At 59.5% G+C, this 24,206-nt stretch carries 16 protein-coding genes; 6 read left to right on the top strand and 10 right to left on the bottom strand.

The window, feature by feature from the left end; all coding sequences use genetic code 11:
- Window positions 1-23 precede the first annotated feature (23 nt).
- The gene (locus QNO00_RS13855; RefSeq protein ID WP_284024923.1) at window positions 24-1,286 is read right to left on the bottom strand and encodes an arginine deiminase; all 1,263 of its coding nucleotides are present in this window, start codon (window positions 1,284-1,286) and stop codon (window positions 24-26) included.
- Between the two features lie 136 nt (window positions 1,287-1,422).
- On the bottom strand, window positions 1,423-1,779 hold the full coding sequence (locus tag QNO00_RS13860) for a variant leucine-rich repeat-containing protein (RefSeq protein WP_284024924.1): 357 nt from the start codon (window positions 1,777-1,779) through the stop codon (window positions 1,423-1,425).
- A gap of 200 nt (window positions 1,780-1,979) precedes the next feature.
- Here QNO00_RS13860 and QNO00_RS13865 point away from each other — a divergent pair, with 200 nt between their 5' ends.
- A complete protein-coding gene (locus tag QNO00_RS13865; protein ID WP_284024925.1) occupies window positions 1,980-3,023 on the top strand; it encodes a DUF4236 domain-containing protein in 1,044 nt (347 codons plus the stop codon).
- 154 nt (window positions 3,024-3,177) lie between these two features.
- Here the strand turns inward: QNO00_RS13865 and QNO00_RS13870 are convergent, their stop codons facing one another.
- Window positions 3,178-3,807, bottom strand: coding sequence for a hypothetical protein (locus tag QNO00_RS13870; protein WP_284024926.1), 630 nt, complete (start codon window positions 3,805-3,807; stop codon window positions 3,178-3,180).
- A 404-nt stretch (window positions 3,808-4,211) separates the two neighbouring features.
- On the opposite strand from QNO00_RS13870, the gene QNO00_RS13875 reads away from it, so the two are divergent.
- Genes QNO00_RS13875 through QNO00_RS13890 form a run of 4 tightly spaced genes read left to right on the top strand, consistent with a single transcriptional unit; the run spans window position 4,212 to window position 11,502 of the window.
- The gene (locus QNO00_RS13875; RefSeq protein WP_284024927.1) at window positions 4,212-6,182 is read left to right on the top strand and encodes a type I restriction-modification system subunit M; all 1,971 of its coding nucleotides are present in this window, start codon (window positions 4,212-4,214) and stop codon (window positions 6,180-6,182) included.
- Window positions 6,179-7,468: a restriction endonuclease subunit S gene (locus QNO00_RS13880; RefSeq protein WP_284024928.1), complete on the top strand. Its 1,290-nt coding sequence runs from the start codon at window positions 6,179-6,181 to the stop codon at window positions 7,466-7,468. The genes QNO00_RS13875 and QNO00_RS13880 overlap by 4 nt, the downstream gene beginning before the upstream one ends.
- 2 nt (window positions 7,469-7,470) lie before the next feature.
- A complete protein-coding gene (locus tag QNO00_RS13885; RefSeq protein ID WP_284024929.1) occupies window positions 7,471-8,409 on the top strand; it encodes a restriction endonuclease in 939 nt (312 codons plus the stop codon).
- A 12-nt stretch (window positions 8,410-8,421) separates the two neighbouring features.
- Window positions 8,422-11,502, top strand: a complete 3,081-nt coding sequence (locus QNO00_RS13890; RefSeq protein ID WP_284024930.1) for a type I restriction endonuclease subunit R — start codon at window positions 8,422-8,424, stop codon at window positions 11,500-11,502.
- A gap of 75 nt (window positions 11,503-11,577) precedes the next feature.
- Here the strand turns inward: QNO00_RS13890 and QNO00_RS17415 are convergent, their stop codons facing one another.
- Window positions 11,578-12,534 (bottom strand): J domain-containing protein, encoded by a 957-nt coding sequence (locus QNO00_RS17415; RefSeq protein WP_502863378.1) that lies wholly within the window; start codon window positions 12,532-12,534, stop codon window positions 11,578-11,580.
- Window positions 12,535-12,856: 322 nt separating this feature from the next.
- Here QNO00_RS17415 and QNO00_RS13895 point away from each other — a divergent pair, with 322 nt between their 5' ends.
- Window positions 12,857-14,533: an NERD domain-containing protein gene (locus QNO00_RS13895; RefSeq protein WP_284024931.1), complete on the top strand. Its 1,677-nt coding sequence runs from the start codon at window positions 12,857-12,859 to the stop codon at window positions 14,531-14,533.
- Window positions 14,534-14,772: 239 nt separating this feature from the next.
- On the opposite strand, the gene QNO00_RS13900 is transcribed toward QNO00_RS13895, so the two are convergent.
- From QNO00_RS13900 to QNO00_RS13925, 6 genes are all read right to left on the bottom strand, one after another.
- Window positions 14,773-17,976, bottom strand: coding sequence for a sacsin N-terminal ATP-binding-like domain-containing protein (locus tag QNO00_RS13900; RefSeq protein ID WP_284024932.1), 3,204 nt, complete (start codon window positions 17,974-17,976; stop codon window positions 14,773-14,775).
- Window positions 17,966-21,508: a DEAD/DEAH box helicase gene (locus QNO00_RS13905; RefSeq protein ID WP_349643492.1), complete on the bottom strand. Its 3,543-nt coding sequence runs from the start codon at window positions 21,506-21,508 to the stop codon at window positions 17,966-17,968. The genes QNO00_RS13900 and QNO00_RS13905 overlap by 11 nt, the downstream gene beginning before the upstream one ends.
- A gap of 456 nt (window positions 21,509-21,964) precedes the next feature.
- Complete coding sequence (locus QNO00_RS13910) at window positions 21,965-22,303, bottom strand: DUF3427 domain-containing protein (protein WP_284024934.1); 339 nt, start codon at window positions 22,301-22,303, stop codon at window positions 21,965-21,967.
- Window positions 22,304-22,333: 30 nt separating this feature from the next.
- The gene (locus QNO00_RS13915) at window positions 22,334-22,762 is read right to left on the bottom strand and encodes a hypothetical protein (protein WP_284024935.1); all 429 of its coding nucleotides are present in this window, start codon (window positions 22,760-22,762) and stop codon (window positions 22,334-22,336) included.
- A 633-nt stretch (window positions 22,763-23,395) separates the two neighbouring features.
- Window positions 23,396-23,800 (bottom strand): hypothetical protein, encoded by a 405-nt coding sequence (locus tag QNO00_RS13920; RefSeq protein ID WP_284024936.1) that lies wholly within the window; start codon window positions 23,798-23,800, stop codon window positions 23,396-23,398.
- Window positions 23,797-24,108, bottom strand: coding sequence for a hypothetical protein (locus tag QNO00_RS13925; RefSeq protein ID WP_284024937.1), 312 nt, complete (start codon window positions 24,106-24,108; stop codon window positions 23,797-23,799). The genes QNO00_RS13920 and QNO00_RS13925 overlap by 4 nt, the downstream gene beginning before the upstream one ends.
- Window positions 24,109-24,206: the final 98 nt, after the last annotated feature.

Here is a 24,206-nt window from a genome sequence, read left to right on the forward strand (position 1 = left end):
CCGCATCCGGCACGCCGTCGTCGTTAGTCGATACCATCCCGGATGATCGGGCAGGTCATGCAGTGCCCGCCGCCGCGGCCCCGGCCGAGTTCGGCGCCCACAATGGGAATCACCTCGACGCCGGCGTTGCGCAGCGCGGCGTTGGTCTGGGTGTTGCGGTCGTAGGTGAGCACCACGCCGGGTTCCAGCGCGACGGCGTTGTTCGCGCTGTCCCACTGCTGCCGCTCCGAGGCGGAATAGTCGCCGGCCGTCTCCACCACGCGCAGCTGTTTGAAGCCCAGGGAGTCCGCCACGACGTCGACGAAACGGCGGTCGCGATGGTCCTGCACCACCAGGCCGGGGCTTTTGTCCGAGGGGTGGAGGGTGAAGGCGTGGATGCCGTCCACGATGGCCGGGTGGATGGTGGCCAGGTCCCGGTCGGCGAAGGTGAACACGGTGTCCAGGTGCATTGCGGCGCGCAGCTTGGGCATGCCGGCAACGACGATCCGCTCGGCGCTTTCCGCGGCGAACAGCTTCTGCGCGAGCTGGGTGATGGCCTGGCGGGAGGTGCGCTCACTCATGCCGATCAGCACGGTGCCGTTGCCCACCGGCATCACGTCGCCGCCCTCCAGGGAGGCCTGGCCCCAGTCCTGTTCCGCGTCGCCCCACCAAGCGGCGGATCCGGCGTACTCCGGATGGAACTGGTAGATCGCCTGCATCAGCAGGGTCTCGTCGTGGCGTGCCGGCCAGTACAGCGGGTTCAACGTCAGTCCGCCGCCGATCCAGCAGGTGGTGTCCCGGGTGTAGAGGGTGTTGGGCAGCGGCGGCAGCAGGTACTCGGGCCGGCCTGATGATTCCCGGGCCAGGGCGATGTAATCCGTGCGGTAGTCGGCGGGAAGGTCCGACGTCGCCAGCCCGCCGATGAGGTAGCGCGCCAGTTCCGCGCCGGTCAGCGAATCCAGGAAGGCCCGGGTGCCGGAGACCAGTCCCAGTCCGACCCGGTTGGCGATGATCTTCCGGTCCAGCAGCCAGGCCCGCGCCTCGGACATGTCCATCGTCTGTCCGAGCAGGTCGTGGAGTTCCACCACGTCCACGCCGTGGTTTTGCATCTTGGTGACGAAGTCCGCGTGGTCGCGCTGGGCGTTTTCCACCCACATCACGTCGTCGAACAGCAGGTCTGCCCGGTTGCTGGGGGTGAGCCGTTCGTGGGCCAAGCCCGGCGAGCAGACGAGAACCTTGCGCAGTTTGCCGACCTCCGAGTGCACCCCGTAAGAGAGGGCAGTGGGAGCGGAGGTTGGGGAAAGCATGGGATTCTCCTTGGATGTACGGGCTGCTTCTTTGCAGGCTGCCGGAATCTCGTTCGTCACTTCATCGGTATTGGGGCGTGCATTCAAAGATGTGGAGGGGCGGACTGGCTTGTCCGTCCCTCCACCAGTTTAGAAATTAGTGTCCGCGGTCTGCCTGCTGGGCCTGTTCGCGGCGGCGGAGCGCCTCGTTCACGGCCGGATCGTCGAGCGCGCCGAGCCATTTGAGCAGTTCGGGTCCGGCGGCCGGATTGGCGGCGACGGCGGGGCGGGCCTTCGGCTCGTCGGTGGCCAGTTCCTGCAGCCGCAGGCCGGGGGTTCCCGGGTCTTCGGCCTCGGCCAGGATGGCGACCTCGGCGGGGTCCACGTCCCGAGGCCTGGCTGCGGATGCTCCGGCGTCGACGATGTCTGCCGCCGGAATGTTCATCACCGGGCTGGTCCGCCCGGTCGACGGGGCGTTCTCGTCAGCGGGATGTTCCTGCATTTCGTTCTGCATGGGATCTCCTTTATCAGTAGCCTTACTACTATCCTTGCAGATGGTGGGGCGGGGTCCGAATCCAGAGCCAGCGCGCCAGATAAGTGCGGGCTTCGGTATCGCCAATGACCATCAGCCACCGACGCAGTCTCTGCAGCTACCTATACTAAAAAATGAGCAGCGCTGCACGGTGAAAACGACGCGTAATAGTGGGAGCTCAGATGGGGTTCAGGGCACGAAAATCGTTCAAGATCGCACCAGGCATCAGGATGACGGTCACCCCTAAAAGCATCGGCGTCAGCGCTGGCGTCAAAGGAGCCAGGATCTCAGCAAACTCTTCAGGCCGTGTGACACGCACCGTGGGCATCCCCGGTACCGGCATTTATCACACGGAAACCCTGTCATCCGGCCACACTCGACGTCGTCGCCAACCCGGAGCGGCCGCCAAACGGGGTTCGAATCCTAAACCGGGTGCTGCTCCTCAAGCGGTTCCGGTTCCTAAGGCCCCAACTCCCGGCCTCTTCGCACCCAAGTGGGAAAAGGAACTCCATAAGGCCATCCTGGGAAAACCCGACTACGCGTCTTTGGCCCGCATCGGTGCCGACCACCCGCCTGCCCGTCCTTTGGCCTCCCTTCTGGAGGCAACCCTGGTTTCGCTTCCCGCTGACGATACGCAGCGTGGTCTCGAGCTGCTGACCTGGCTATTCGGTATCGGGTATGATCCGGCCACGGATGACTTCATCCGAAAATATCTGCCGGATGCCTCGTTCACCCTGCCCATCGCCGACGGCATCACCGTCCAGCTGCCCCCGGACCGGAATCTCATCGGCCTGCTGCTGGCCGAGCTCTACCAGGAAACCGGCGACATCCCGGCCGCCGTCGACGTCGTCGAACAACTCGAACCGAGCACCGTTACCGCTGTCTCTCTGGCAGAGCTGTACACGCAGCAGGAACGGTGGAATGACGTCGTCGACCTCACTGAGGGACTCACCAACGAGGACGAGGCGGTGACTTTCCTGCTGACCCAGCGCGGCATCGCGTTCCGTGAGCAGGGCTATTTCGAGGCTGCCCGTGCGTCATTCAAAGAAGCACTGCGGATTCGATCCCGGCCGGCGGATCTGCGGCATCGCACCCTCATTGAGCGGGGGCTGACCTATCTCCGCGAAGGGAAGCGTTCGATGGCCAGGAAAGACTTCGAGAAGGTGCTCGCTGAGAACAGCGCGTACCCGGGCCTGCGCGAGCACCTCGCGGATCTCCAAGATTGACCAGGACCGCGACCTTTTTGTGCGCTATTAGAGTCAGCACGGCTGGAACAAAGTGATTTCTCCTGTGTCGCGCTTTAAGGGTTCAGGAAGCCTAGCCGGGCTCCATAAGGCCCTTCCTCAACAGCCACTTTCCCGACGACTCTGGGAGCTGCAGCTAACCCACGAACGCCTGCTCATAAAGCGCAGCTTGACTTGGCACTATTACTCCCGAGACTCGGAGAAGGATACTTCCATCGAAGTAGTGGTACTCAGTCCCGAAGGCCGGCCCCATGCTGCGCAGCGTGTCCTGAATATAAGTCGATCGGCTTTGAGCATCTTCAGCATTTGCAAAAACCTCGACCACAGCTCCTCCGTCAATACCCGTCTGCGTGGGGTCAGCCGAAGCATCTGCAACCCATGCTGCCGTCAGGTACTGCCCGGGACGCCCGATCAGGTTGTTTGAGTCATTGTTTTCGGTCACTTCCGTAACCGAAGAGACCGAAGGGATAGCAGCCTGAAGTCGCTCAGCAACGACCAGTGCCCCTACCGGTTCGGGCGGCACTTCAACCGATTCCACAGCTGCCGGCGATGCCTGCGGACTGATTACAGTTGCGGTGGAAGGCTTCGGTTGATTCTCAGAGGATAGCCCGCCCTCGGAAGAGCAACCGGCTAGAGCAATTGAACCAAGAATAAACAATCCCAAAACATGCTGCTTTCGCATTATTCCCCCAAAGTGTACGAAATCGTTTCCAAAGACTATCCGGTCCTTGGGCTCACGATGACAGTACGACAGGGTTGAGTTCATGCCGCTATGTCAACTCCGGGTGTTCGGCGAGGAAGTGCTGCAGTTCGGCTCCAGCGGCGTAGCCGGCGAGGTCCGGCTCGTGCCAGGCCTCGTCCGGATGCCGGATGAGGATCTGTCCCATGCCCTCCGGTTTACCCGGCTTCGTTAGCCAGCGTCCAGATCTCATTAGAGGAAGTTGGTGGTGATCCGGGTTGGGGGTGAAGAGCAGGTGAGGAGGGTGGTAACGGAGGGGGTAGCGGCTCTGAGAATCCATAGCCACCTCTTTCGGCCGTCGAAAATGGCCTAGCTTCCCCGCCCGTACAATTAGCCTGTACGTGCGACATCAATAATTGCTGCACGGCAGGCGGCCCGCGATGACCAGTCACGCAACCAGCCCACTGCCGTCAGCACAGAAAGTGGTAGCAGTGGCCGGCAACAACAACGCCAACCTGGTGTGGAGCATCGCAAACATTCTGCGGGGCACCTACAAACCCGCACAATACGGATCGGTGATCCTGCCCTTCACCATCCTGCGCCGCCTCGACTGCGTCCTAGAGGAGACCAAGGAAGCGGTCCTCGCCGAGCAGGAGGCTAAGAAGGACCTGAACATTCCACTGGACACCTTCCTGCAGAAGATCTCCGGATACAGCTTCTTCAACACGTCGCCCTTCAATTTTGACCGCCTGCTGAATGACCCCAGCAACATCAAGGCCAACATCGAGAACTACATCCAGGGATTCTCGGAGAACACTCGCGACATATTCGAACGCTTCGAGTTCTACAAAACGCTCGAAAAGCTGGACGCCGCGGACCTGCTCTACCACGTAACCAAAGCCTTCGACACAATCGACCTGCACCCGAACACCATCAGCAACATCGAGATGGGCCTCATGTTCGAAGAGCTCATCCGCCGCTTCGCAGAAGCATCCAACGAAACAGCCGGCGAGCACTTCACCCCGCGTGAGGTCATCCAGCTGATGGTCAAGCTGCTTCTGAACTACGACGACGAAGTCCTCACCAAACCCGGGGTCGTCCGCAGCATCTACGATCCCACGGCCGGAACCGGCGGCATGCTCACCGTCGCCCAGGAACACCTGCACGAGCACAATCCAAGCGCCTCACTGGTGGCCTATGGCCAGGAAATCAATGACGAATCCTACGCCATCTGCAAGGCCGACCTTTTGATCAAGGGCCAGGACATCTCCAAGATCTCCGTCGGCGACACCCTGGCGAACGACCAGAACATCGGCGAGCAGTTCGACTTCATGCTCTCCAACCCGCCGTTCGGCGTCGAGTGGAAAAAGATCCAGCCGCAGATCCAGCGTGAGCACGAGCTGAACGGATTCGACGGACGGTTCGGTCCGGGCCTTCCCCGTGTCAGCGACGGATCGATGCTCTTCCTGCTCCACTTGGTGAAGAAAATGCGCCCGGCGCACGAGGGCGGATCCCGTATCGGCATCGTCCTCAACGGATCCCCGCTGTTCACCGGCGGCGCCGGATCCGGCGAATCGGAGATCCGCCGCTACCTGATCGAGAACGACCTCGTCTCAGCGATCATCGCCCTGCCGACGGACATGTTCTACAACACCGGCATCGCCACCTACGTCTGGATCCTGTCCAACGCCAAGAAGCAGAAAGCTCCCGGCCGCGCGGGCAAGATCCAGCTGATTAACGGTGTCGAGTTCTACCGCAAAATGCGCAAGAGCCTCGGCTCCAAGCGCAAGGAACTCGGCCCGCAGGACATCGACCGAATTGTTCAGCTCTACGGGGCATTCGAGGACGACGGCGAGACCTCCAAGATCTTCGACAACCGCGACTTCGGCTACTCCACCATCACCGTGGAACGCCCGCTGAAACTGAACTTCGCGTTCTCCTCCGAGCGCATCGACGCTGCTCTGGCACAGAAGCCTGTTCTCAAGCTCTCAGACGAAGCTCGCGAGCTGCTGGAAAAGACGCTACGGAACGCCGGCGAAGAGCATCCGGACCTGTACAAGAACCGCGAAGCCTTCCTGAAGGTCCTGAAACCAATGCTGAATAGCACCGGCCTGAAGCTGCCCGCCCCGGTGTTCAAGGCAGTGCTTGCCGGGTCGGCCGAGCGGGATGAAACGGCAGACATCTGCACCGACGCCAAGGGCAAGCCGGAGGCCGATCCGGACCTGCGAGACACCGAAAACGTGCCGCTGAATGAAGACATTCAGACGTACTTCGAGCGTGAGGTCCTCCCCCACGTCCCGGATGCCTGGATCGACGAGTCCAAGACCAAGGTTGGCTACGAGATCCCCTTCACCCGGCACTTCTACAAGTACCTTGCCCCACGCTCGTTAGGTGAGATTGACGCCGACCTGAGCAAGCTAATCGGCGAGATTACGAGTCTCCTCTCGGAGGCTGACAAGTGATAGCAAGGCCCTACCCGGTATACAAGGATTCGGGAATAGAATGGGCTCCTCGTATTCCGTCGGACTGGGAAATTGCCCGAATAAAGACCCGTGTCAGTCTCGTGACGGAGAAGGCTGCGGAAAAGACGAACCCCGTTGCTCTTGAGCATATTGAATCCGGGTCCGGCCGAATACTCCAAACAGACGGGACCTTCGACGCTGACGGCATCAAGTTTCGGAGGGGGGACGTTCTCTTTGGAAAGTTGCGACCCTACCTAGCCAAATCCTGGCTGGCCGATAACCAAGGTGAGGCAGTAGGAGATTTCTTAGTACTGCGGCCACACAGCGGGGTATATGCTCGCTTCTTACACTACATAACTTTGGGCCCCGAGTTCATCCAGACCGTTAACGGCTCGACCTTCGGTTCGAAGATGCCGCGAGCGAGTTGGAATTTCATTGGGAACATGCCATGCCCATTTCCTGATCTGGATACGCAACAAAGGGTCACCGTCTTTTTAGATCGTGAGACGTCTCGCCTCGATATGCTAATCAGGAAGCAGAAGCAGCTCATCGAGTTACTGGCCGAGAAACGCCAGGCCATTATCACCCAAGCCGTTACCAAGGGCCTCGACTTTGCGGCCCCCACCAAGCCATCCGGGGTCTCTTGGATCGGCGACGTTCCTCAGCATTGGGACGTGGTTGCGCTTAAGCACGTCCTTCAGATACCAATTACAGACGGACCGCATGAGACACCCGAGTTCTTGGATGAAGGTGTCCCATTCGTTTCAGCAGAAGCCGTATCTGGCGGTATTATAAATTTTTCTAAGATTCGCGGTTACATCTCGGAATCCGACAACGAAAAGTACTCTCGAAAGTACTCCCCGCAGCGCGGAGATATCTACATGGTTAAGTCGGGTGCCACAACCGGAGTTACCGCTCTGGTCGAGACAGATAAGAAATTTAACATTTGGTCTCCCCTCGCTGCGATTCGATGTGGCAATTCGGTCTTGCCAGAGTACCTGCTCTCATTTCTGCGCTCGAGGGTATTCTTCGATTCAGTCGCCCTCCACTGGAGCTTTGGGACTCAACAGAACATCGGCATGGGCGTCCTGGGTGATCTCCCTGTTGCCATTCCACCGCTAGAAGAGCAACGGCAGATTGTAGAGACACTCGCGTACCAATTTTCGGAGATCGACCGACTGGATGATCGCTGTACTCGAAGTGTCGCACTGCTGAAGGAACGTCGTTCCGCTCTAATTTCTGCAGCAGTAACCGGCAAGATCGACGTACGCGGAGAGGCGGCCTAAGCATGGCACTGCCCCAATGGCACGGATTCATCGACCCGGTTATTCGGATCATGGCCGATGGACAGATCCGGCGTAATGCAGAGATCCGGACGGCTGTCGCCGAACGTGAGCAGCTTTCAGCCGAAGACATGGCAGAGGTCATGTCCTCTGGTGAGGCACGGTGGGCCAATCGCATCAATTGGGCCGTCTTCGACTCCATGAAGGCAGGCCTTCTGGTTCGTCAGGCTCGGGGGCAGTATCGAATTAGCGATGAGGGACTGCGCCGCGCGGGTGAAAATGCGCGGCTAACCCACGAGACCCTTCGGGAATACGAGCCTTACCGCGCTTATCAGGAGATTTCGCGCCGACCTAAGGCTGCCTCCGCGGTACCAGTGCGAGGCATCGACGGAGACGGAGCCGCCGTCGTCGTCGACTCCGACCCGTCGGAGTCACTGGAACAGTCGGCCGCACAACTGAACCAGGTCGTGATCGAGGAGATCTACCGCAACCTGCTGGAGCTCTCCCCCGATGCTTTCGAGCATCTGATCCCTTTTGTGGTGCGGGCCCTGGGCTACGGCACAGACAGGGAAGACAACCTCAAACCGACCCAGCGTTCAGGCGACAAGGGCGTAGACGGCATCGTCTGGCAGGACGCCCTGGGCTTTGACCGGGTCTATCTGCAGGCAAAGCGGTACTCGGAGGGCAACAACGTCGGCGCGCCCGAGGTCCAAGCGTTCAGCGGTGCCTTGGGCCAGTTCCGGGCGACCAAGGGCATCTTCATCACCACATCAAGCTTCACCAGCGGTGCACGGGCGGTTGCCCGGGATACTGCGCACTACACACTTATCCTGATCGACGGACAGCGCCTGGCGACACTGATGTTCGAATACGGAGTCGGCGTACAGGTGGACCGCACCGTCGTCGTCAAGAAGGTCGATCAGGACTTTTTCGACAAGTTCTAGGGGGAAGAACGTATGGCACAGCACAACGAAGTGATGTTCGAAGAGGAAATCTGCCAGGCACTCGCGGTCCAGGGGTGGATCTACGAGCCGCAGCGCAAGGCGAGCGACCTTTACGACGCCGCACGCGCCGTCGTACCCGAAGACATCATCGGCTGGCTACAGGACACGCAACCCCACGAACTGGCCAAGGTCCTCAAACCCGGCGATTCCCTAGCCGAACGTACCCTGGCCGAGCACAACCTGCTGAACCGCTTGTGCAAGGTACTGGACAAACCCGCCACCAAGGAAGCCGGGATGCTCTCCGTGCTGCGCACCGGGTTCAAGGATGTGGCCGCGAAGTTCGACATGTGCCAGTTCAAACCCGCCATGGGCCTGAACCCCGAAACACTGGCACGCTACGGCAAGGTCCGGCTGCGGGTCATGCGCCAGGTGCACTACTCCACGGTCGACACCAAGAAGAGCATCGACCTGGTCCTGTTCCTGAACGGGCTGCCCATCGCAACCATCGAGCTCAAGACCGATTTCACCCAGAACATCAACGACGCCGTCGCCCAGTACCGCAACGACCGCCTGCCGCGGAATGCAAAGAACAAAGAAGAGCCCTTGCTGGCCTTCGGCCGGCGTGCCCTGGTGCACTTCGCTGTCAGCAACGAGGAAATCCAGATGACCACTGAGCTGAAGGGCAAGGCGACCCGCTTCCTGCCCTTCAACCTCGGGAACGGCGACCACGCAGGGAATCCGGTCAACCCCACCGGATCCGCCAGCAGCTACCTCTGGGAACAGGTGCTGCAGCCCGACGCCTGGCTCAACATCATCGGCAAGTTCCTGCACCTGCAAGTCAGCGACAAAACCGACCCGGTCACCGGTGAGCGCGTTATCAGCAAGTCGCTGCTGTTCCCCCGCTACCACCAGTGGGATGTTGTCACCAAGCTCATCGAAACGGCACGCTCCGAAGGACCCGGGCATCGCTATCTGGTGCAGCACTCCGCCGGCTCGGGGAAGACCAATTCCATCGCCTGGACCGCGCATCAGCTGAGCTCCCTCCACGACGAGAAGAATGAGAAGATCTTCGACTCGGTCATCGTCGTGACGGACCGCACCGTGCTTGACTCACAGCTGCAGGATGCGATCTACCAGATCGAGCATAAGTCCGGCGTCGTTGTTCCCATCAAGGGCACCGGCGGTTCCAAATCCGCCGAACTCGCCGAGGCCCTGATCGCCCGGACGCCTATTGTCGTCGTCACCATCCAGACCTTCCCCTTCGCTGTGAAAGCAATTGCTGAGTCGAAAGCACTTCAGGGCCGCAATTTTGCGATCATTGCCGATGAAGCCCACTCGTCCCAGACCGGGTCCACCGCCAACAAGGTCAAGCAGGCCCTCTCTGTTGAGGAACTCTCCGACGTCAACGACGGCGGCGAGATCGACATCGAGGCATACCTGGCCGCGGAGATGGCCGAGCGGGCGGAAGCCAAGAACATCAGCTACTTCGCCTTCACGGCCACCCCGAAGGCCAAGACCTTGGAACTGTTCGGTCGCCCCGGGCCGAATGGACTTCCCCAGCCGTTCCACCTTTACTCAATGCAACAGGCCATCGAAGAGGGCTTCATCCTCGACGTGCTGCAGAACTACACCAGCTACAAGGTGGCCTATCGGCTGGCGCACAACGGACGCGACTACGACTCCGAGGACAGCAAGGTTGAGAAGTCCGAGGCCCTGAAGTCGCTGATGAACTGGGTGAAGCTACACCCGTACAACATCAGCCAGAAGGTTCAGGTCATCGTGGAGCACTTCCGCGCCAACATCGCCTGGCGTTTGGATGGCAAGGCCAAGGCCATGGTCGTCACCGGCTCGAGGAAAGAAGCCGTCCGTTACAAGCTCGCCATCGACAAGTACATCGCCGACGCCGGGTACTCAGACTTGGGTACGCTGGTCGCCTTCTCCGGTGAAGTGAACGACGACGTCTCCGGGGCGGAATCCTTCACTGAGATCAACATGAACCCGGGCCTCAAGGGCCGCACCCTGCCTGAGGCCTTCAAGACAGACGAGTACCAGATCATGCTCGTTGCCAATAAGTTCCAGACCGGTTTCGACCAGCCGCTGCTTGTGGCCATGTACGTGGACAAGAAGCTCTCCGGCGTATCCGCGGTGCAGACGCTGTCGCGGTTGAACCGCACCGCCGTCGGAAAGGATCAGACGTTTGTCCTCGACTTCGTGAACAAGCCGGAGGAGATCCTAGAGTCGTTCAAGCCGTACTTCCGTGAGGCACGGCTAGAGGGCACATCCGACCCTAACGTTGTGCACGATATGCAGAGCAAGCTGGATGCCGCGCAGATCTACTTGGATTCGGAAGTGGACGGGCTTGTGCAGGCGTATATCCGGGAAGAGGGCAACAATGTTCTCTCGGGGTGGGTTGCTCCTGCTAAGTCACGGTTCAACACCCGCTACAACGCAGCGGTCGCGGCCGGGGACAAAACCGCTCAGGACGAACTGGACCTGTTCCGAAAGTATTTGGGCTCGTTTGTCCGTGCCTACGATTTCCTGTCTCAGATCGTGAACTTCGCTGACCCTGACTTGGAGAAGCGGTCCATCTACTTCAAGCTCCTGCTTCCGGTACTTCGGGTGAACGATGCTCCGGTGGCCTTGGACCTGTCCGGCGTTGTCCTAGCCAAGTACGCGCTGAAAGACAAGGGACAGGCGCAGCTCCAGCTCGCAGATGATGACGATGCACTTCTGAAGCCAGCGACCGATATAGGAACCGGTCAAACGAAGGACCCGGTGCTTGCCTCGTGGGAGGAAATTATCCAGCAGGCCAACCTGCCGTTTGAGGGCGAAGAGCTGGACGCTGTTGCGCATTTCGTCGAGGGCGTGCGGCGCGAGCTGGTCAAGAACGAGACCCTTCAGACCCAGGCCCGGAATAACTCTCCCAGCCACTTCAGCAGCAGTCCGCATCTCGAAAATGCGGTCAATGACGCAGTAACCAATTCCATGGAGAGCCACTACAACCTCAGCCTCCAAGCCTTGGGTGACAAGACGAAGATGAAGGCACTTCTGGCGATGTTGAGCGGGCTGATTTATGAGGAGCTGCAGGGGTAGGGACCGAGTTACCTAGGCGTTCATGGGTAACTCTGGGTTCTGCACAGACGCAGGAAACTACCTATTAACAGGGTGTCATGGTGTTTGACAGATTATTGAGCTGATTGTCGCGTACTCAAGAGTGGAGTTATCGGCACTGGCGATGACCGTCGCCACCTTTCCTCCGGTCAGCTTCTGATGGACCCTTGTGTGCGAGCTACCCTCGGCCGTCTCCGACTTCGCCAGCTCGATGTTGACTGTCGCCTGACTGCAGCTTGTTTCAGGCGTGAGTCTCCAGATCCAACACTCTGTCATACCGGTGGGGCACCTCCCACTCGAGTCTGGTTCCAGAACAAACTCGATGGAATCCGATTCATCAACTAAAGCTGCGGGTGAAGATTCGTTTCCAGCGGTAAATATTACTGCGACTCCGACGATGACAAGAAATAACAAAACGACTGCCCATGCGACGCCAAGAAACCGGTTACTCTTGCCAATTCCATTATCTTCCGCCGCGTCGCGTAAGTCACTGTCCGTCGGCCACGGAGACGGGGCGGCCACCGTAGGCGCCAACTGAAGAGTAACCAGCAGATCGTTCCTGGCCCCGTGCGACAGTAGCAGCTCACCCCGCCCCCTAACCCGGATCGTCGTGCTCAATCGGAACGAGTTAGGAAGACGCACTCGGACAGTCTCTCCAGCCGCGGTGCAGATTGGGATCACGGTACCTGCCACTGCTTGATTTCGCGGAATAGTAATAGTGATTTGAGTGGCGGGAGCGTCTGAGGTTCTTTGTCGCTCGTTGCTACTGTCATGCTCTTCGAAATCGTCACCGGATGGAGAATCCGGCGCGTTGGATGGCATATCGCAGAGTATGTCTCGCGCAGTGGTGAGGCGTTGAAACTCTCCTGTTGCAAAGCGAATCTCGCCTTTCGGGCGTCCCGAAAATCTATCCGGGTGCATGAACTGAGATCGTTTCTTATACGCAGCTCGGACCTCATCCATTCCTGCGCCATGAGACAACCCAAGAACGCCTCGTGCCTCGTCCGGTGTCATCCTTTTCCACCGACGAAAATGAAGGCAACAGAATTACCATCTTTGACTGCCGATCCGGCACTTCTGGTCAACTCAACTCCTATGTTTTCTCGGCATGACCAGTTTGAAAGACCCCTAGAATTAAGAGTAATAGTCTCACATTTGCACATTCCATGACTTCGCAGCCTGACACAGGGCGCTACTTTGAAGTGACTAACAAAAGTGGCGTATTCCTCGTTGGCAGACATAGACGGAGCTCCCTTAGCCTGAATCGCCGTCCGTGGCGCACGACACTGTACATTACGGAGAGCCGGCATCGTCGCCGGCACGATAAGGGGGAATCGTGCACTGCATACCGGACGAGCCAGACTTTCAGGACGGCCAGCTGGCCGAAAAGGCGCTGTGGGACGCCCTGCGTGCCCAGCTGCCCGACGACGTCGTGCTGGCGCACTCCGTGCAGGTGCGGCACGGGCGGGCCGAACACGAGATCGACATCCTCGTTCTGTGGCCCGGCGTCGGGCTCGCCGCCATTGAGGTCAAGGGCGGACTCGTTTCGGTGGAGAAGGGGCAGTGGTACCAGTCCGACCGCACCGGCAAACGCAAGCTGCCAAGCCCGATCGCCCAGGCTCAGGGGGCCCAGCATGCCTTCAAGGACTGGCTCAAGGATCGGCTGGGATCGTCGCTGACCAGCCGCTTCGCCTACATGGCCTGCCTTCCCTACACGACGGTTCCTGCAGACTGGCAGATGGCGGGCATCCCCCGCGGCCTCATCATCGACCAGGCCGGGATGAGTAACTGTGCCGTGCTGATCCGCCACGCCATCGAAAAGGAGGCCCAGGGCGGCAGCGCGCTAGCCGCCAAGTACCTGGGTCGGATCATCCCCCACCTTTCCGGTGACTTCGACCCGGATTCCTCCCCTGCCGGCGACGCCGACGAGCTCGAAGCCCGGCAGGACCAACTCACGGAGCGGCAGAAGGTTTTGCTCAATTCCACCCGCGCCATTCCGCGGGCCCGGTTCGTCGGCGGCGCCGGCAGCGGCAAGACCTGGCTTGCCGTCGAGAAGGCCCGCCGCCTGGCCAAGGACGGCCAGCGGGTCGGCCTGTTCTGCTACAACAAGGGACTGGCCGAGCACCTGCGCCGCGAGGTCTCCACGTGGCGCCAGGCCAAGCCGGTCTTCGTCGGCGAGTTCCACGAGTACGTGCGGTCCCTTGGCGTGCCGGACGGCACCGGGCAGGAGTACTTCGACCAGGAGATGCCGCGCCTGCTCAAGCAACTCGCAGCGCACCTGCCTGTGGAGGCGAAGCTGGATGTCGTCGTCGTCGACGAAGCCCAGGATTTCGCCCCCTTGTGGTGGGAGGGGCTGCTGGCCTGCCTGAAAAAAGCCGATGACGGCGGGGTGTTCGCCTTCATGGACGAGCGGCAGAATGTCTACGGCAGGTGGGACGCCGGGACTGCCGGAACCAGTGTGGACCCGACGGCGAACCTGGTGACGCTGCATATTGACGAGAACCTGCGGAACACCAAGCGCATCGCCCATACCTTCCGGGGGTTCTCTGGCGAGCACTTTCTGCCCCGCGGCGGCGACGGGCTGCCCGTGCGGGTGATCGACTGCGCCACCGAGGACGCCCTGGACGTCGCCAGTGACTGCGTGGATGTACTGATTGAGGAAGGCTGGGCACGGAACCAGATCGCCCTCCTCACCACCAAAGAACGGCATCCCGTGCATCAGGAAGCCTTCGAGGCCAACGTCATTTCCGAGTATTGGCAGGCCTTTCACGACGACGACGCCGAGTTCTACGGGCACGTCCTCGGCTTCAAGGGGCTGGAACGCTCCGTGGTGATCCTCTGCGTGAACGGGTTCAAGAACATGGCCCGGGCGCCCGAACAGCTCTATGTCGGGCTGTCCCGGGCGCGGTGCCTGTTGATGGTGGTCGGAGACCAGAAGCTGATAGCCGAGGCCGGCGGTCGGGATCTGGAGCTGGCTTTGGGGCGAGCTGACATTTGGGTTTCTAGCGCTTGAGGCCGCTGGCCGATGGATTTCAGGCGCAACTATGAAGCAGCGCCCCCGACCGGCTTTTCATCGTAGGGTTCCGTTCGCTGAGGACCACAGTTGGCGGGAAGCCCTGTGAAATCGATTAGCAGCTCGATAGGGATCGAATCAAGACCTCTCCGGCCGCTGCTCCAGTTCCCCCGACGCGGGATAGGTCACCACGACAGGCACGAAGATTAACCAGCCCGCTCCAGAACTGAACTTCCCCATTAGTGGCTAACGTCGGCGGTTGCTCCGCGCTCATCGCCAGCCACGCGTAGCGCCGATTGAAGATCGATCGCGTGCTTTCCGGTGAATTGGATGTTGATGCGCTTGCCGTTCAGGATCAGGGGAATCTCCACGAGACCCTGGCCTCCCTTGACCTTAATATTCGACAACACCGCGAGAAGGGCTTCAGTGGTTGTTTCCCGCGTGTGCTTGTAGAGGGCTGCGCAGAGTGGACACAGGGCCATGGCGTTGGCCGTATGCGCCTGCTTGCGGCCGTTTACGAAGCGGACCGATTCGAAGTACCACCGGCCTCCTACTTTGAATGGGAGCGGTTTCTGGCAGGCTTGGCAGAACATCTCGCCCACATCACTGGTGTACTGCCTCTGCAGATACCCCCTGGACTCGGCACCGGCCTGGCCCTGTCCATCGATGACGCTCCGCAGCCGCAGTTCGCTCTGGTAAAACGGAGCACCAAGCGCGTCTTGCTCGGCTACAGTCGAGCGCCTGCCCGGGTCGCCGGAGGCCGATTCAGGAAAACGATGAACTATTGCCCGCTCAGAAATGAAGTCACGGATATCAGAGAAAGGGATACCTGCTTCTTTGGCTTCGCGTAGGACGTCGATACCGCCGTCGAGGCCTTCTTCACGGAGGAAGTCACTGACGCCTTCAGCCTTCTGGTGGCGTTCGGCCAAATCTGCCCCGAAATCGAGCTTGTGCACGAGGGAACTCGCGCTGGGCCGCTCCCAGTCATCAGGAAGCCCATCGATCGTCACCTCGTTGGGAAGTCGTAGGTCCCCATTCCCATCAAGAACCCAGGCTTTGGACTTGAGCTTTTGTACCAGCTGGGAGTAGAAGCTGTAGCTGGGTGCGCTTTTATTCGCTCGGTAGATAGCTGTGGCCTTGTCGGCTTTCGTGTCTACGACGGTATTCCAGAGAGTGCGGATCAGATTATGGTCGCCTGTCGCGATGATTTTATCGAGGTTTTCGATGTCCCAATCGATCATCTCGGTGTGCGCGCTATGGCGGTAGTTTGTCCACCATTCTCTTTTGAGTAGCGGGTTACTGAACACGTTGCTAGGGGTGATCTTGATACCTACCATCGAACCCACAAGTCCAAGAAAATCCTCGAACCCGTCGATTTCGAGGTAATAACCTGCCACCGGGTATGGCTCTTCGTAGAAGTCGCCATCGTCGTCAGACAGAACCGACGGGTATAGGGACGAGAGTCCTGTTGTTCGGTAAGGAAGGTCGAGGTAGCTCTCGCCCGGGGATATCCAGGTCAGTGACCCATCAGGCTGAGGCGAGACGAGGAACGGCACGTTCCTAAAGAGGCTCCGTGCAGATTCACGGTTGGTCAGAGCGTACTGGGTGAAGGCTCCGACGTCGTCGAGGTGCCTCTTAACCTGAGCCGCTTCCGGCATTGGCCGGTTCCGTACCCTGTATGGCTTGAGGCGGGCCTCAATCCGTGCCGCTTCGTCCCAGCGACGAACTCCGGCGGCGCGATAGAACACCTTCAAGTTGGCTGCGCGCGTTTGATCCTCATCATCATCGAAATATGCCACTTCAGCTCGAACGCGATTCTGGTTTTTGTCCTTCGGGTTGGAAGGGAGGTGCGTTTCAGGACCCCTAACATGCTCGTTCTTTCCGCGGCGAGCCACGCGGACAAGTGGGATCAACGGCAGGACGCCGTGGAAGTGCATCAGTTGGGTGGAGTATCCTCGGCCGAGCAATTGGTAGAGGTTGACAATCGCACTGTCGCTTTTAGCCGCTAGCCAGCCGACCCATCCCTGCAGGTGGGAACTATCAGCATCGCCGACGTCGAGGGATTCGCGTAGGGCAGCCCCCAATTCGGGCCAAGCAAACTCGATCGTATCGAGCCCTGCAAGGAACCGACCGGGCCGGCCGTCACGATCGCGTATCCAATGCGGAGCGTTCCCGGCTTCGATCCCAGCCATATCGAAGAGGAAGCGCAGGTCACCCTCCGCCAGCCAGTTCCTAAACTCACCAGGACTGGACACCATCGATCTTGCAGGTGCGTACCCACCACCGCGCATCGGAGTAATCTCGAGTTCATTGAATGCGTGCGTGGTTGCATTCCGGAGGAGGCTGTACGGATAGGCAATGGGGTCGTCATGGTTGGGAAGGGTCGCAAGGAAGGTGTCATCAAGCAGGCCTTCATCACGCAGCCGGGGTAGCGCGTCGACGATCAGCGCTCCTATATCCTCGATGAGCTGAACGTTGCCCGGGTCGGCACGGACGCTGTCCCGGGCCACAGTTGAGGCGAAGGGGGCATGGACATGGAACTTTAAACCGGAGGACTCCTTTATGGCCGGAAAGTAGATTGACACGTCGCCCTGGTCTAGGGGAACGATGGATCGCGTTAGTTCGGCGGAAGCCTCCCCTCCGTCCTTCTGCTTTCCACGCTTCGGCTTTACCTGCTCGCTCAATTTGAGGCGGAATGCCGCTGCAACGGAGAGTGGGTGGGAGCCGTCGTGTTCTACACTGGCTGGGCCAATAAGGCGCAACCAGTGGGACTCGACGATAACGTCACCTTCAGACTTCTCTATGGTGATGACTTGGCCGTCGAGATCCCGCCGTTCGATGATTCCAAGGGTTCCATTAGGAAGGGTGTACGTAACTGTGCTGATGTGATTGAGGAAGAGTAGGGTTTTTTCGTCAAGCTCTACGAGCCCACGGCTGATTTCCTCGACGGCAACATTTGCTGGCTTCTCCTGTCGGTTGAACGGAAACCGGAAACTGGTCCAACCCATCCGAGCTTCGCCAGCAATACGTTCATTTATAAATAGGTCCTCAATGGCGAATGCGTGCGTCCCCGACCTAATTTCGGGGCGACTTGTGTAAGAGTAGACGGCCTTGAATCCCACTCCGAACTTGCCAATTTGCGTAGGGTCGTCCTGCTTCGTGGAGTCGCCAATATTCGTGATCGAGTCAATGTCTTTGAGCGAGAATACTCGTGCCCCGTTGTGGCGCACCTCAAGATCGCTGTCGTGCAACTCAAATTCGACGACGGTTGCCCTAGCATCCTCAGCATTTTGAAGCAGTTCGTAAATGAAGTGCGCGTTGTCTGGGTACAACTCCGACAGCAGTCGGCGGATGCCCTCCTCGAAACCTCTCTTCCCTTTGTGCGCCTCCACTATCGCGCGTCCGGAAGCCGCGATGCTATCGAACGTGATTTCAGTCGCCACCAACGACCTCAACAATTCCTGAGCAAAGGAGTGTGGTCGTGACGTCGCTGCGTTGGATGGTCATTTCAAGTTTCTTGATGCGTGTTCCATAATCATCCTCGAGCGAGCGTAGTTCTGATTCACGCATGCGACGTATGTTCTCGTGGGATGCCTTGCCAATCTGGTCCTCGAGGAGTTGGACTCGGGCATGGTGGGTCGTAGTGAGCGATGCCAGTTGGTTCTCGACGTGCCCCCGGGTCCGATCGATGTGCGCGGTCCTGGAATCCGTCCACGCCATGTAATGCCGCTCATCGACCTCGCCGGCGGCATGTGATTCAACTGATGCTGACGAATCAGACGCCTCGATTAGAAGGCGACTCATCTCCTCGGAGAGCGCCGAATCGGTCGTTGCCACAGCCACCTCGAAGTCGTCGCGGGAACCCAGATAGGTCCAGGCGTGGACGGCAAGTGGGTAGAGACCTGCAGGAACGGTCTTTGAATGGACCTGCAAAGCCACCTTAGTTTCGGCCGCAAAACCCTCTTGGTGTTTTGCAGCCGCACGTACCAACTCGTGGACTGGCGAGAGGAGTTCGACGTCGTTGCTGTCGGCCAAGCCTGGATCGAAGGTGAGCCTTCGTGATTGGTCTGTCCCGCGACTCAACCATCGCTGCCACAGCGAACCGCTTTCGGGTGCGGTCGCTTGGGCGTCAGCGTAAAGGGTTGAGCGGACATCCTTGCTTGGGCGGATCAGTGCGACAGGGCGCTCGAACAACGAGTCTGCTCGTTCGTAACCGCGGTCAAGTAGGTAGCGCTGTACCAGGCGGGCCAACTGGCTGGGTGCGAGCCATGGGCTGGCGGCCTGCTCGACACCCTCGGCATCGAGCTTCTTCAACGGGAGGCCGAAGAGGGCGCTCTCTCGCTCCTCAAGCTGCTCCTGCTCCTGAATCCGGCCGATCCTATTGTCCGCGAGCTGCTGCAGCCGGGCCTCACGCTCCGGCTCTGTGAGCGTGAGGTCTTCGCCAATCTTCCGAATTTCCCGTGTCAGCTCGCCAAGGATCGCTTCGCTGCCACCGAGGGCCCGCTGGAAGACACCAATCCGCATGAGGCATCGCTCGAAGATGGCTGCATCGACGGTGCCACTGACGATTAGGTTCTTGATTGAGACGGACTCGCTCTGCTGCCCCCGGCGATCAATGCGGCCAATCCGCTGCTCAATACGCATCGGGTTCCACGGAAGATCGTAGTTCACGAGCGCGTCACAGAATTGGTAGTCCAGCCCTTCAGTGCCGACCTCGGATGACAGCAGGATGTCGATGGCGTCCGGCTCGCGCTTGTCCTTCGCGAATCGAGCCCGAAGATCGCGGCGATCATCGTCGGAAATTCCGCCATGTACGAGCCCGACCCGGGCGCCTGCCGACACCAGATGGGAGTGGAGATAGCGGAGGGTGTGGCGGAACGTGCTGAAGACCAAAAGCTTGTTGTTGGACAACTGTTGTTTCTCATCAACGTAGCTCAAGAGCCGGTCAAGCTTTGGGTCCTCAGTCAGTGCCGCGGCGCTGGTGGCAATCTCTCTGATCTCGGCCACGAATGACTCCAAAAGGGATGCGTCTAACTCGTCCGCCTCGACATCGGCCTCGCTCAGCTCCTCCGGGGTGAGCTTGCGCTGGAGGAGATCCTCGATAAAGGGTGCCAATCCATTAAGACAACTCGCAGCCTGCCGCTGCAGGGTCGAAAGCACGAAGTCGAGGGACTGGCCATGCCCTTTGCTGGTCGCAATGCGGCCGGCAAGGTCAAGTAGTTCCCCGTACAATGCTGCCTGATCCGGTGTGAAGTCGACCTCAAAGGTTTCAGACTTGCGTGTCGTGAAAGAGCCGATGTCTCGGCGGCGCGTGCGGTTGATGAGACCGGAAAACGTATTCAGTGACTGCGCTAGTCGCAGGGCCTTGACGCGGTCATGGTCCGTTACGTGGTTTTGGTCGAGGAGGTCTCGGATTTCCTGCGTTCGAGGGTCTGCGCGCAGGACGCGGCTACCCCAAGATGTCTGAAGCGCCTCCGTGAGGGCTTCCAGTGCTGTGGTCTGCCAAGTGTTCCCCGCCAACCTGACCGCGCTCTCGACGTTGGCGAGGTACGCGTTCGGCTCGCGCATCAGGTCAAATGTCTGGTTGTCTACGAACGTGTCGGGCCGTAGTAGGCGCAGGAGGGTACGGAGATCTTCGCTGCCTGTCTGGATCGGCGTCGCAGAGATGAGCACGGCCGCTTCTGCGGAATCTAGGAGATGTTTGACGACGCGGTGGCCCCACGTCTCGCTATTCCGAACGTGATGCGCCTCGTCAACGATGACTAGGTCGAACTTGACCGGAGGCAGGAGCGAGGTCAGGCCTGGCCGGGGCCTGCGCCCCGTGTCGTCGCCGAGGAGGAGCTTTTCGTTAAGCAACGAGTAGGGGAGTATCGCCTTCCGGTACCGTGTGGGCCAACGGCCCTCAGCCCGGACCTCACCGATGCAATGATGCAGCATCAAGCTGTCAAGGTGGGCGAAGTCCTCGTCGAACCGCTTCATCTCGTTTCGCCACTTGTTCTCCACAACCAGCGGCTTGGGGCAGATCACCAAAATCGAGTCGAGCTGTTGGCGGGCTTGCAGTTCCTTGATGATCAGGCCCGCTTCGATCGTCTTACCGACGCCGACGTCGTCCGCAATTAGAAGGCGCGGACGATCGGCAGCAATCATCTTCATGACTGGCCGGTATTGGTAGGGCTCGTACTCGATCCGGCCCGTGTTGAGCGAGTAGAGCCTGTTCACTGAAGGGTGGAGGACGTGTGCGGCCGTAATCCGTGCTTTGAGTTCCTCGGCCCCGAGATACTCAACCGACTTTGTCTCGACGACTTCAATCTGCGATTCGAAGTAGGTCTGAATCATCTGTGCATGGAACACGGTCAGCCGGAGCTGGGCACCCGAGTCGTCGGCCTGCGTGATCACACCCGTCAGTTCCGGTCGCGCCTTGACCCGAACCATGGTCCCCGGCACGAGCCCTGAAGGAGCGGCTGTTATGGGAGCAGGTGTGGAGTCTGATGCCATAGGACGGGACGCAGGAGCGAGCCCAGCCAATGCGGTCGACAGGGCACCGGCCAGCTGCACGGCCTCTGGGCTCTCCGGATCAAGGGCGTGGGCGAGGAGGGTAAGCGTGTCGAGGTCCCGATAAGCAAGCTGGGGGCTCGGCTCGCGTCCGGGGGCGTCATGAGCCCAGCGGTTTCGGACGCTGGAGGCTTCCTTCAACCAGTTACGGTCGTCCCACTTGACCAAGTTCTTTCTTCTGAACAGGTCCCAGTTCTGGTCAGCAACGCGGAGGACGGCGGCGGCGTCGAGCTCCGTCAAGCTTAACCAGCCGTTCTCATCGGCCAACGCTCGTTGTTGGTACGTCAGTTTCGCGAGGACACCCTGGTCCCACCAATCTGGCCCAAGGGAGGGGAGCTCACGCTCCAAAAATCTGCGTAGAAGAGCGGCAAGCGTGGCCAAGTGTTCACGCATGCGCTGACACCCTAGCCGAAGCTGCCGCATGCTGATGCCCACCAGAGTGGCACGGCCGAAGACCAGAACTTATAACGTACAAGACCTGCACTACTCCCCCGATTATCTTAGCTGCTGTGGCATTTTTGGACATTGAAATTGTTGGTTTACTCTACACTGCCAAGGCTGCCTGTTGATTACCCTAGTGGACTCTGTTGGCGAACTGTATTGGGCGCGCGGTAACGGCGAGGCTTTATAAAAGCCCTTAATACTAGGGACGGAACAATTGGTGGAAAGGCAGCCGGCGTCCCGGGAATCTCACACCCGCTGCTGTCACACCTGGCAGGCCAACAGCGAATTCCTTGAAATCACTTCAGTAGCGGATTGCTGGTGAAGGGATTTGGAAACGGACGATTCCGCTTCCGGACGAGAACATTAGACCCGTCACGAGATAGCGTTGATTTGGGGCATTTCCCCGCACTACCTCATCTGCGACAGGAGTAGGGGCTAGCGAGCTACCGCACTGGCCTCCGTGAAAACATCCGCAGGCATCGACCGCTGCAGTTTCCAGGTGATCGCGATAGGCTTCGACCCGGTGTGCTGCATGTAATCCAGTTGACCGAGGCAGACATACGGCATCGTCAGACCAGACTCATCGTTCTCACAGGCACGGGTGAACAGCAAGATCTGCGTTCCGGCGACCTTGTGGTTCAGATAGCGCCGTCCCACCGGGCTGGTCGGAGACGTGCTGTTCTGTGATTCCCAATGGAACACGTCCTGGCTCATCGCGTAGTCCTTGTACATGATGCTGGCAGAGCGGTCCTTGGCATCTTTTTCTGCCGTCATGAAGAACGCATCAGTTTGCGTGTCTTCGCACTAGGCCACGCCCTCCCGGTGCCGGGCCTTCCGCCCGTCCACGGCCAGGTAACCAAGCGCCGCAAGGACCTCCTCTCGCCGGTAGGTCGCGTGGGAGTACAAGGGAACGTGTCCCAATCCACGGCCCAACGCCTTGGGTGCATAGCGCGTCCGGTCGACGCCGAGGGCAGCCAGTTGGCGAATCTCATCGCACACGGTGGGATAGCTGCGCAGGAAGTCGAGGCCGGCGTCGTACGAGGTGAACTTCCCAGCCTCGGGCCACAGCGCAAAGAACAGCATGCGGGCGAACGTCTGCTCCCGCGGGCCCAGGTCTGCATACCGCGGAGCGCCTGTGGCCACCAGCAGCAGCGGCGTCAGGCGGTCGGCTGCTTCAACCAGGTCGGCGGCTCGTATCAGCAAGGTCCAGGATTCCGCGGTCTTCCGGTACATGTCCTCCCGCCCGGCCGGACTTCTGCATGAATTTTGCCAGGACAGGTTCCCCATGGAAGCGGATGTCGGCGATCAGCGGCGGTCGGGTGCTCCGCAGCTGGTCGCGGAGGCTGTCGACGGTGATCTGTTGGGACACCCGGGCCAGCACGATCTGGGAACCGGACGGGAGAAAGGGGAACTCGGCTCGACGGCGGCCTTGAGCCCCTTTCGCCGCAGTCCGGTGATGGCGTGCAGCTTGTTGTCGAAGCGGAACTCGCGCCGCTGCTGGCCAGATAAAGTCCAGAACTGTTAGGACTGCTTTGTCTTTGGACCGGCGGAGCCCGCGCCCCAGCTGCTGCACGAAGATGGTGGAGCTCTGGGTAGGCCGGAGCATCAGGATGGTGTCGACCTCGGGCAGGTCGAGGCGCGTTGAAGACGTCCACCGCGAAGATTCAGTACAGCTCACCGTCCTGCAGGAGGCGCAGCGCCGCTTCCCGGTCCGGTTCGGGCGTTTCTCCGGAAACGGTCGTCGTGGGGATTCCGGCGTTGTTGAAGGCCTCGGCCATGTACTTGCGTGCTGGACGGAAACGCAGAAGCCCAGTGCTCTCATGTCCTCAACACTGGTGACCGTGCGTCGGGTTTCCGCGATGATCCTTAACGCATCGAGCTTAGCGCTGTGACAATGTCATCGAGAGCATCATCACAACCGTTTACCATATTAACCTCGGCACCCGCACGGACATCAAGACCGCGGCAGCTTGTCGAATAAATTTCGCTAGCTCTATTCATTCGTTCCAATGCAGCGGTTTGATTGGCCGTCGGGGAATCTAGTCGTTCGTAAGCCTCGTCAACTTCCATATATATATCGGTGAGTGTATTCGCGCACTCCTGCATCGTTCCAAGTATTTCACAGACACCGAGGACGGGACGCTCCGATTTCTGCTGCGTGGAATTATCTTCCGAAGATTCTGTGGACGAACAACCGGCAGCAAGGGAGACCATCGCAACTGCACCTGCTATGGCTAGCACCCCCCGATGCCTGAAAATATCAACTTTCATCCACATGCTCCATTCAACGTTTCGGCGGCTAGTTTAAAAGCGTCATATTGTGCATCAATAATAAACCTAAGGTCCTGCTCGTCCTTACTTTCACCCATGACTTCACCTATAAGCTTCAATTCATCAGCGAGAACTTCAGATGATCGCTCCGACAGTTCGACGAAAAATTCGGCATTACCGGATGAAGCTAGAGTCGAAACGCTCGTCGCGACGCCCCCTACAGCCTCCAGTTCGATACACGTATCACCGGTGCTCAAGCGATCCGGAGAGCAGGCAACGAGGGACAACGTAAGGACACCAAGGATCACTAGCGCGCATTTTTTCATTCAGGTCCAACTCTTTCTTTAAATGGCAATAGCCACATCAATCAAGTGGACTATACTGTACGTCAGCTTGGCCAACGACT

This window comes from Arthrobacter sp. zg-Y1219 (assembly GCF_030125545.1).
In the GTDB taxonomy this organism is placed as follows: domain Bacteria; phylum Actinomycetota; class Actinomycetes; order Actinomycetales; family Micrococcaceae; genus Arthrobacter_B.

Bases quoted from the DNA above. Each gene is read 5' to 3' on its own strand.
- QNO00_RS13855 (WP_284024923.1), bottom strand. From the start codon at position 1,286: ATGCTTTCCCCAACCTCCGCTCCCACTGCCCTCTCTTACGGGGTGCAC.
- QNO00_RS13860 (WP_284024924.1), bottom strand. From the start codon at position 1,779: ATGCAGAACGAAATGCAGGAACATCCCGCTGACGAGAACGCCCCGTCG.
- QNO00_RS13865 (WP_284024925.1), top strand. From the start codon at position 1,980: ATGGGGTTCAGGGCACGAAAATCGTTCAAGATCGCACCAGGCATCAGG.
- QNO00_RS13870 (WP_284024926.1), bottom strand. From the start codon at position 3,807: ATGAACTCAACCCTGTCGTACTGTCATCGTGAGCCCAAGGACCGGATA.
- QNO00_RS13885 (WP_284024929.1), top strand. From the start codon at position 7,471: ATGGCACTGCCCCAATGGCACGGATTCATCGACCCGGTTATTCGGATC.
- QNO00_RS13890 (WP_284024930.1), top strand. From the start codon at position 8,422: ATGGCACAGCACAACGAAGTGATGTTCGAAGAGGAAATCTGCCAGGCA.
- QNO00_RS17415 (WP_502863378.1), bottom strand. From the start codon at position 12,534: ATGACACCGGACGAGGCACGAGGCGTTCTTGGGTTGTCTCATGGCGCA.
- QNO00_RS13905 (WP_349643492.1), bottom strand. From the start codon at position 21,508: ATGCGGCAGCTTCGGCTAGGGTGTCAGCGCATGCGTGAACACTTGGCC.
- QNO00_RS13910 (WP_284024934.1), bottom strand. From the start codon at position 22,303: ATGACGGCAGAAAAAGATGCCAAGGACCGCTCTGCCAGCATCATGTAC.
- QNO00_RS13915 (WP_284024935.1), bottom strand. From the start codon at position 22,762: ATGTACCGGAAGACCGCGGAATCCTGGACCTTGCTGATACGAGCCGCC.
- QNO00_RS13920 (WP_284024936.1), bottom strand. From the start codon at position 23,800: ATGAAAGTTGATATTTTCAGGCATCGGGGGGTGCTAGCCATAGCAGGT.